7 protein-coding genes are annotated in these 9,734 nt (G+C 42.2%); 4 read left to right on the top strand and 3 right to left on the bottom strand.

Going from position 1 to position 9,734, the window contains the following annotated elements; all coding sequences use genetic code 11:
- Nucleotides 1-177 precede the first annotated feature (177 nt).
- Nucleotides 178-3,105 (top strand): DUF1998 domain-containing protein, encoded by a 2,928-nt coding sequence (locus tag IH597_01745; protein MBE0661163.1) that lies wholly within the window; start codon nucleotides 178-180, stop codon nucleotides 3,103-3,105.
- A gap of 1,581 nt (nucleotides 3,106-4,686) precedes the next feature.
- On the opposite strand, the gene IH597_01740 is transcribed toward IH597_01745, so the two are convergent.
- The 3 genes from IH597_01740 to IH597_01730 all read right to left on the bottom strand — a co-directional run bounded on the left by IH597_01740 (nucleotide 4,687) and on the right by IH597_01730 (nucleotide 6,588).
- On the bottom strand, nucleotides 4,687-5,871 hold the full coding sequence (locus tag IH597_01740; GenBank protein ID MBE0661162.1) for a PBSX family phage terminase large subunit: 1,185 nt from the start codon (nucleotides 5,869-5,871) through the stop codon (nucleotides 4,687-4,689).
- Nucleotides 5,868-6,176 (bottom strand): hypothetical protein, encoded by a 309-nt coding sequence (locus IH597_01735; GenBank protein ID MBE0661161.1) that lies wholly within the window; start codon nucleotides 6,174-6,176, stop codon nucleotides 5,868-5,870. The genes IH597_01740 and IH597_01735 overlap by 4 nt, the downstream gene beginning before the upstream one ends.
- A 175-nt stretch (nucleotides 6,177-6,351) precedes the next feature.
- A complete protein-coding gene (locus tag IH597_01730) occupies nucleotides 6,352-6,588 on the bottom strand; it encodes a hypothetical protein (GenBank protein MBE0661160.1) in 237 nt (78 codons plus the stop codon).
- 134 nt (nucleotides 6,589-6,722) lie between these two features.
- Here IH597_01730 and IH597_01725 point away from each other — a divergent pair, with 134 nt between their 5' ends.
- The 3 genes from IH597_01725 to IH597_01715 are packed head-to-tail and all read left to right on the top strand — an operon-like array spanning nucleotide 6,723 to nucleotide 9,571.
- Nucleotides 6,723-6,860, top strand: coding sequence for a hypothetical protein (locus IH597_01725; protein MBE0661159.1), 138 nt, complete (start codon nucleotides 6,723-6,725; stop codon nucleotides 6,858-6,860).
- Between the two features lie 11 nt (nucleotides 6,861-6,871).
- Entirely contained in the window at nucleotides 6,872-8,170 is a 1,299-nt protein-coding gene (locus IH597_01720; GenBank protein ID MBE0661158.1) for a hypothetical protein, read from the top strand.
- A gap of 48 nt (nucleotides 8,171-8,218) precedes the next feature.
- The gene (locus tag IH597_01715) at nucleotides 8,219-9,571 is read left to right on the top strand and encodes a hypothetical protein (GenBank protein ID MBE0661157.1); all 1,353 of its coding nucleotides are present in this window, start codon (nucleotides 8,219-8,221) and stop codon (nucleotides 9,569-9,571) included.
- Nucleotides 9,572-9,734: the final 163 nt, after the last annotated feature.

Here is a 9,734-nt window from a genome sequence, read left to right as displayed (position 1 = left end):
CAAATTAATGTGACAAATAACAATCAAATTAATGTTTAATTTTGGTCAAGAATTTATGCGCGTTTACACTGGCACAAATACTCCGGTTTAGCTGGCACATATTGGCCGGTATATGCATTTAAAGAGAGACCCAGATTTCAGTCTTATAATGCAATAGTTGCTACATCCACTTTAGAAATGGGTATTGACATCGGTACTCTGAATACCGTCATCAATAATTCAGTCCCACCTTTAACTTCCAATTTCTTGCAACGAGTTGGCCGTGCAGGCCGTAATTCAGGTTCAGCACTCATTACTAATTTTGCTCAAAGCAAGGCACACGATTTATTCTATTATGGCGAGCCCAAAGACATGATGGAAGGTGAAATAGCAACACCGGGTTGCTACTTAGAAGCAAAAGATATTTTGTACCGCCATTTTCTTGCTTATTGTTTCGACAATTGGTCGTCTGCTGATCCCAGGAATAATAGCATTCCGGGTAGATTGATTTCACTCCAATTGTCAAGAGCTGATTTATCAGCCCCAGAATTTTTAGCCAATAGAATTATTTCTTTTATCAAAGCAAGGGAAAAATCTCTCCTTACTGAATTTACTGAATTTTATGAGCCTGATTTAGAAGATTCCAAAGCATTAGATAACCTTACATTATTTTTACTGGAAGAGGGATTTTACCTCAGGTTAAAAGCAGTATTCACAAAACTTAAAGATGAGTATAAGTACATAAACCAAACAATTAAGGAAATTGATGCGGCTATAAAGTTGTTACCCAATGATGAAGAAAGGAAAGGATTAGAATCTGAGAAAAAAGCATTGTGGGGTTTAAAAAGATTATTGGATAAACGCTCAATTCTTGAACACTTAACCAATGTAGGCCTATTGCCTAACTATGCTTTCCCGGAAACTGGTGTTACTTTAAATGCCTGGATAAAATCAAACAAAGCAAAGGCGAGTGAAAATATTCCAACAGATAAACAATTTGAAATTGTAAGGTCTTCTAAGTCAGCTATACGAGAGTTTGCACCTGATAATTTCTTCTATTCACAGGGTTTCAAATTTGCCATTTCTGGTTTGAATACATACGATTGGAAAGATGTTGGGACTTTGCTTGTTAAAAGATTTTGTTCTAATTGCGACCATATCGCTGATAAAGTAACATCAACTGAAGCTCATTGTCCTAAATGCGGTGATGCTTCCTGGGCATCAGATAAAAACCAACACGTTTTTGTAAAATTAAGTGGAGTTAAGTCAGTAAACTTTAGAGATAAATCATCACTGGATGATAGCTCAGATGATAGAGATTCTAATATTTACAGAGTTTCTAAACACCTTAAATTCGACAGTAAATCTTTCCAGGGTGCATGGGGCATGAAAGAAATTCCCTTTGGAATTGAGTATGTCAAAAACGTTGATATTATTGAACTAAATCTTGGCCTATCATCAGCCGTTAATGCTAATAAAATCATTATTAATCAGCATGAGGATGTTCCGCATCATGGTTTTGTTACTTGCAAGTACTGTGGCAAAAGTTCTTCTAAATTAAATCAACGTGATTACAAATTTCATTATGGTTATTGTAAGCACAAAGACCGCGAATACAATGGTCTTAAAGATGATGTTTTTGAAGAGGTATTCTTGTTCAGGGAAATTAAAACAGAAGCTTTAAAAGTATTACTGCCTGTTCAGGAATTTGAAAGTGAAGCAACAATAAACATGTTCAAAGCAGGTTTGGATTTGGGTTTAAAAAAATACTACAAAGGGAATCCTCAACATTTAAGCATTATCAATTATTCAGAATACAATGCAAAGAACAGCCGCTTCGATAAATACCTTGTATTGTACGATAACATTCCGGGTGGAACAGGCTACTTAGAAAAGCTATTTAGCCCTGCTGATTTCACAACAGTAATATCAAAAGCATATGAAGCCATAAAGGATTGCAGCTGTAAGGCTGAAGGTAAAGATGGCTGCTATCGCTGCATATACACCTACTCCAATCAGTTTATTCAGGGAGAATTGAGCCGGGCTAAAGCAGAGTTTTTATTCAAGAAAATAGTAGACAAATCAGATGCATGGGAAACCTATACAACGGGCTTGGGGGCATTAACCAGCAATGGTCAAATTGAGGAAAGCGAATTGGAAGACAGATTTATTAGAAGTCTGAGAAATCACATCCAAAATCAAAACTCACAAGATTTTATATTTGAAGACTTTATCGAAAATGGCATTGTAAATTATAAATTCAAAATTACATCGGGTGTTTATTCATTCTACTATATAATCAGACCTCAATATGAATTAGGTCCAACCAACGGTGTAAAATACAACACCCGCTCTGATTTTTATATTTCGCTAAGCAGTATTGTAAAAGACGGAATAGCCGTGGAGGATGATGGTCTAACCTCATCTGTAAAAGGAATAGCAATCTATTTGGATGGTTATACATTCCATGCAACAGAAGAAAATTGCAGGTTCTTTGATGATTTGAAAAAACGTATTGCAATTGTCGAATCACATTCAATAATTAGTTGGTCATTAACATGGACGGATATTGAGAAATTTGATGCTATAGAAAAAGAAAATGACAACCAATCAAAAGAATTTAAAAGAGATAACTTATTTATTGATAAAGTAAAATACAGAAGCTCAGTTGATGCTTTCCGCCAAATACTTGGTAATGCTTACCTTAATGATTCATTGTTTGCTTGCAAAAACTCTTTTGAAAGATTATTGTGGCTTTTATCAAATCCACTCGAATCGAAATCACGGCATAAAAAGATTGGACTAATGCTGGCATTACATCAACAGCAATTTGGCACTCCTTCATCTGATAATGATACTATTGATGAATTACTTAATGACCCACTGACGATTATAGACACTACATTAATAGCAAAGTATAAGTCAAATGGAAATTTTTATGTGTTGCCGGAAGTTTCTATTACTGCTGATTTTACAATTTCAAAAGTTGCAGTTAAAATTTCGGATTTGTCGGTTAAGTCTAGCATATCAGTTAATAATATTAATGGCACTCTTGATAAACATACTTGGGAGAGGTTTTGGCAATTGTACAATCTGATACAAGAATCTATAGAAATAATCAATTAAAATGCACACAACCAGTAGTCATACACATTTGCAAGTCACACAAGCCCCGGCTATGTGGCAATTACATTGCCGCTCCCAACACCGGATAATTTGTAATTATCCATTCACCACACAGGCTACTGAGCCTCACCGATCCGTTTCTCCATTAGCCTAAATCTACATATTCGGCTCTTCATCTCCATTCCAACCCCTTCCAATCCACCCTCACCGTCCCAACTGTCCCTACTGTCCTTACAATTCAACCTGACCCCCCGGAAATACCCCCACCGGCGGCGAAGTCTTTCCCAACGCACAATCCAACCTAATAAAGCCTCCTTCAGCTTCGCCTCAACTGTCCTGGCTTATACCTTCCCGCACCCCACGCCCCGTGCCCTACGCCACCTCTTATAAGCCAGCCCAGCGCCGCCGGAAATAGATCCTACTCATATCACCCAACCCACGCCCCCCCTTCTGTTTCTCGTCTTTGTCATGCTTTTTGCACCCACCCCTATGCAATTTTTACAAAGAGGCTTTCGTTCCTCAGCCACATTGCAAAATTGCCCTTCCGCACAGCAAAAAATCACGCCAAAGCCTCAAAACCCAACGCATTTTAACATAATGAAAATTATGATCAAGCCTTATTTTCAGCGGTATATTTGATTGATTGCGGCTCGCTCATAATTGGCATTATGTATAAATTGCTCCCTGCGCCAGCCCACCGCCCGCATCAACATCCTGCTTCAATTCCCACCCACCGGAAACAATATCGCCCGCTTCATCTTGACTGCTTTCCCCAAATACACTTAACTCCAAGCCTTATTTGCTCCATTCCAAGCTAACGCTCGTAATGGTTCAAATAAAGCTTTCCGTACGCCTGCTTTATCTCTCTCAGCAACCAGGCAGCAAACCCCGCATTGCCAGCCCGACAACATTTTCACATGCTTAATTTCAGCAATGGTAAATGTTGCGTTCTGTCAATGCAGGGTAACAATCATTCTTCCTCTCAGCATCTTCAAATCACTCGCTTCGCTCGCACTTAAAAACCGAAATCGTAAATCGCCAATCCGAAATTATTCTGCCTACGCTCATCCCTGCGCCTGCGGCAAAGCTCATTCCTCAATCTCATTCCTCACTGCATTCTCTCACTCCATTCCGGGACGCCTCATGCTTCGGCGACCCGTCATTACGTTCGTTCTTTCCGTTCGTCATTCCGTTTCGTCATTTCGCATAGCCTCAGCGCCGCACCCCGGCAGCAGCTCATGGGGTTAACCAGGCCTTCCTTGCGCCCTGCCTTGACGCCAGCCAACCCACATTTCCAACACAATGGCGTCAAGCCAGTGCCGCAAAACACACAATGCCACCCCTCACGGCCTGGTCAATCCCCATCCGCTGCAGCCTCCTTTTCCCCGTCCTTTCCCAACCCGTCCCCCTTACTTATCGCCATCTACCAAAATTCAAAATTCAATTGTTCTATGGTTCAAATGTTCTATTATTCTAATCTCACTAATTCAACAACCCATTACTCCAATACTCCACCACTCCATTACTCCATTTGTCCAATAACCAATTAACTTATCAACCAATTGACCATTCACCACTCCATCACAACCCCACCTTCCCCAACCTCATCTTCCTCCTCACATACAACTCCCGGCTCATAACCACGTACCGAAGAGCATCAATCGCATGATTGAACTTATCAACCGGCTCTTTTAACTTGTTGCCGTTCCGATCTTCCCGCCACTTATAGTTCCGGAACTCCTTAATAATATTCACCGACGACTTTACAATGTTGATCCGGTAACGTTTCAAAACGTCAATACCAACATCAACACTTCCTGGAGGTTTATAAGCAGCTTTCAGGTTAAAACCTGCCCGTCGAAGCTCGAATATCATTTCCGGCTTGCGGTCAGCAACAATATCATCACCCCAGTTCAATCCCAGGTCCGACATCATAACCGCCAGATCACTGCCAAGTAAACCGGTGTTGTATATCATTTCCTCGACGAATATCTCACCATCCTTCATCCCGACCTTTATCAACGTCGTCGGATCATGCTCAAAACCAAAGTCCATTCCATAACTCAACCACTTCAATTCCTGAATTTTTGGAAATTCATCAGCCTCTTTCCAATTCGTGAAAATTACCCCGCTGATTTCAGCCGGTAATCCAAGTCCATAAATTTGCCAGTACGCCGGATCAACGTTTTTCAGATTCTCGATCTCCTGGATAATGGCTGGTGCCAGGTATGCTAAATTATCCTTGTATGTTGAATGTATCACCTGGCAATCCGGCCTATGCTTCACAACTTCATTGATCCAATGATCCGGAGGAATTGACGGATTATAATCTATGAATATCTGCCTTTCGGTCCTTATTGACAACTGAATCCAATCCTCCAGGCTCAATTCATTCGCCTCGTTGATGAATAGATAATGTCGTTTCGCTCCACGCTTTTTCTGAGGCTGATCAAGGCTCACAAACTCAAAAAGATTCCGACGTAACTGATAGGTGTTTTCAGTTTTGTTGTGGTATTTCTCGTCATACATGCCATGTTCCTTCAATATCTCGAAAAAATCCCTCATCACCGATCCCCTTAGCGACGGCATTGTTTTCCTGACAATGGTAAACACCTGGTCGCGCACATTCAGCGACTTCACAAAGATCAGCAACTGCAATATAGAATACGTCTTCCCCGACCTCGAACCGCCCTCGTTCACCACAATCTTCGCCAGCGAAGCATTGTTTTTATCAAACACATCCGAAACACCTACTTTCCTGATCATTCCCTAAAATCTTCCGGCGTTCTCCGCACCTCGAAAACAATCTTAGTAATTTCTTCTTCGCTGTCCGTTTCCAAAGTAGTCCTGTTAAGTTTCGGCAACAGGAATTCATGTATATCAAGCCATATCCTGGCTTTTTCTACCGGTTTTAGCTTGTTAAAAAATTCCTCCATTTGCGGTTCCAGCAAACTCAGGGCAAACTCCATTTTCTCCTGCCGTTCCGCAGTCAGCTTATTCCTCGCCCCTTTAGGTCTCCCGGAATTGCCAGGCTTAAACTGCCAACTTTTATTTTCAACATCGGTTTCCATATTTTATCGTATTTCAACGTATTTTACGTATCTCCCAATTCAACATTCCACACTCTACATTCTACATTCCACCACTCCATCACTCCACCACTCCATTACTCCACAATTACACTAATCAACCATTCAACCAAACACCAACTGCATCACAGCATCACTGTATCACTGCATCACAACCCTACTTTCGATAAACCATCTTCTCAATCATACTCACACTCACATCATACTTCACGCTTAGGTCCAATTTGATATCCGTCAGCGTTCTTTCCTTTTCATTTTTGAGCGAATGATAGTGATGCTTAACAAGCCATTTCCTGGCGATCTTTTCATTTAACAAACCGATTTCGGCCATTTTATCAGCCTCCAATCCGGTTGTTTCCTTGATTTCCCCTGCCAGTTCTTTTAATGTTTCCATCGTCTGCAATTTAATTGTTCAGACTGCTAAGATACAATTTTATTTCATTGATTAGTATATTATTGCCACATTTTACTAAAGTATTACTTTAACTTGTTTTTATTTTTGCTCAACTTATTTTTAAACATATATCAATGAAAAAAGTCCCGTCACCGTTGAGCAAAGCTTCTAAGCAAAAGGAAACTATCCGCCAGCCCAAACCGCCCAAAAAGGTTAAGCCTAAAAGCGATATTAAATTTAAAGCAGGTGCCGACCTGGCAGGCGCTGTTTAATCCTTTCGCCAATGAAAAGGTATTACCTCTCTGAGCCTGTTTTTAATGTTCCCATCGGTTCCATTGACCGTGATAACGGCATTATCCGGGGCATCACCGTCGCAAAAGTTGGTCCTGCCAAGGGGCATGATGCTTTCCTGGATAAAGATTTCCTGCTCCAGATTGTCGAAAACGCAAGCCTGAAACCCCAGGGAGTTAAGGCCCGTTTCGGCCATCCAAATATGTGTTCAACAGCGTTGGGTTCATACTTAGGCAGGTTTATCAACTATTCCTATCACGTTGACCACGTTAAAGCTGACTTAAAACTCGATGAAACTGCCAAAACCACTCCCCAGGGAAACCTCTACGACTATGTTTTGAACATGGCCGAAAAGAACCCCGATATGTTTGGTGCCTCCATCGCTTTTGAATCAAATACATTCCTTGAAACAAAGGAAATCGTTGACGGGAAAGAAAAAGTAAATCGGTTTTTCCGGTTAAAAGAACTTCGTGCTACTGATATTGTGGACGAACCTTCAGCAACCGACGGCCTTTTCAGCGCCGAATCGCTTCCAGCCCAGGCAACGCAATTCCTGGACGAAAACCCTGAGTTAGCAGAACTCATTTACACCAAACCCGAAAACGTCATTGAATTTCTTGAAAATTATTTAAGCACATCCGACATGAAAATTCCTGAAAACATAAAGAAGAACTTCAAAGCCATATTTGGGCTTCAAAAAGATATTACCCCTCCATCCGGGGAAGCAGAACCTCAGGTTACCGCTTCTACTGATGGGGAAGATGCAGTTCCAGGCTCAGTTGCTGATGCATTGCAGCAACCTGAGCCGGAAGCTGCACTAAACGAAACCTCTCAGGAAACCGAAGAAAGCCTGGAGACCATTCATCCAGATTCGGCAATGGTTCATGCTGCATTTGTCAACTTTCTTGAAACCGCACAGTTGGCAGAAATTCAGTTGCAAGACGATGGCAATTATCTTTTTGTGGCTGAAAAGCCTGATGAAAGTATTGTTCTGAATGAAGGAAGCATGCTAAACCTGATGGTCTCCACTTTTAAAAAGCGTTTGGATGAATTACAACAAGCATTGGCTTCTAATATTGCCCTGAACAGTGAAATCGCCAGCCTCAACGCACAGATCACTACCCTCAGAGACCAGCTTGCAGCCAAGCCCACAATTCCTAACCAGGTAACTGATCCTAAAGTTGGTCTTGATCTTTCCGACCCTCCAAAAGACGAAACCGGAAAAACCATTCTCCAGTCCATCCCCGACGATCTCAAACGCCGTGTAAAAGCAGCCTCCAAAACCCCCTAAACCAAATCAACTAAATCTTGAATCTGAAATCTTAAATCTGGAATTAAAATGTCAAACATTTTCACACAAACAACCAGCCCTTCGTTCACCAAACAGGCAGTGAACGAGTTTTTCATTCAGCCCATGTTTATGGCTGAAGATCTTCGTGGCATCATGACGGTTCGCACCGACGTAAAAGGAACGGAACGCCTCAACAAGGTTTCACGACCTTCCATGCTCACAAAACCTAAACTTTCTGCAGGCTTTAATCCTGTCGGAGGTTTCGCACTCACTTACCAGGATATCACCGTTAAGCCGATGGCCCTGGAGTTTGAACAAAACGCCCGTGAGTTCTGGGGTTCTATCATCGAACAACTCTTGGCACAAGGCTATAAGGAGGATGACATTGAGCAGATGAAATCACCTGATATCTGGAACAAAGTCATGCTGCCTATCATCGCCCAGGCCGGTCAGGACGACCTCATCCGCCAGATGTGGTTCGCTGATCCGTCCATGGAAGTCCTGGCTGCTGGAGCAGCCACCGGCGTGATTGACACCAACTATTCCGGTTACACCGGTCTATTGTCCTGGCTGCTCAATGATCTTTACACTGGTACAATTCCTTCAGCTCAGCACGTTGGCATTGCATCAGCTGTTTCTGCTGTAAAACAAGAAGTTGTAAAAACATTTACCTATGGTGCAACTACCACCAAGGTAGGTATTACCATCAACGGCATTCTTTACGAAGAAAATTACCTTAGCTCGGCAACCGTCACTATGGCAAACTGGCTGGCTTCTCATAAAGCCGCCATTGAAGCCCGTTCCGGCATCCACGCAGTTGTTGTTACCAATCCTTCTGCAGGTGCTATCAAAATCGTCAGCAAGTACAAAGGTGGTTCATTTACTGCTGTTGCCGTCGCAACCGGTGGCGGTTCCTTTGCCGATTCTGGCACTGTCGCTGCTGTAAAGGCTGGCGCTCTCTCATCCAACGAAGCCGACTCCACCCTCGAAAGCATGATTGATGCCATTACACCCGAAATGTATGAATTTGACCTCATGTTCATGCTCACAGCTTCGATGTGGCGTAACCTGGTTCACACGATGAAAAACCGTGAAACTGCCTTCGGTGATACCGTGATGAAGAACGGAATCAAGGTTCCAACCTACGAAGGCTTCCCGATCATCGTCCGCCCCGATTGGGACAAATGGATTTCGGTTGCCCATACCGGCATCCAGCCACACCGTGCCATCCTGACCACCAGCAAAAACTTGCTGTTTGCAACCGATGGTACTACCGATTCCGAAATGATTGAAACCTGGTACAACCAGGAAGCACAGATGCGCCGCTACAGGGTGCAGTACAAAGCACAAACAGCCTATATCCACAAGGAATTAATGGTATTGGCCGGTTTTGGTGATTAGTTTTCTCATTTTCATTCCCGCTGTCCTTGTTCGTTGATTCGTGAGTGGGGCATAGCTAAAAACAAGGCAGCGGGTTTTTCTAACCCAAAATCTGAATATGGAACCTAAAAATCAACTGTTTTACAAAGTCCCCTTTAGGGGATTTAGGGGCAAATTGAAATAT

The sequence above is a fragment of the Bacteroidales bacterium genome (assembly GCA_014860575.1).
Classification (GTDB): Bacteria; Bacteroidota; Bacteroidia; order Bacteroidales; family JAAYJT01; genus JAAYJT01.
The sequence above is the reverse complement of the archived record's forward strand: the minus strand, read 5'-3'. Positions and strand labels throughout refer to the sequence as shown.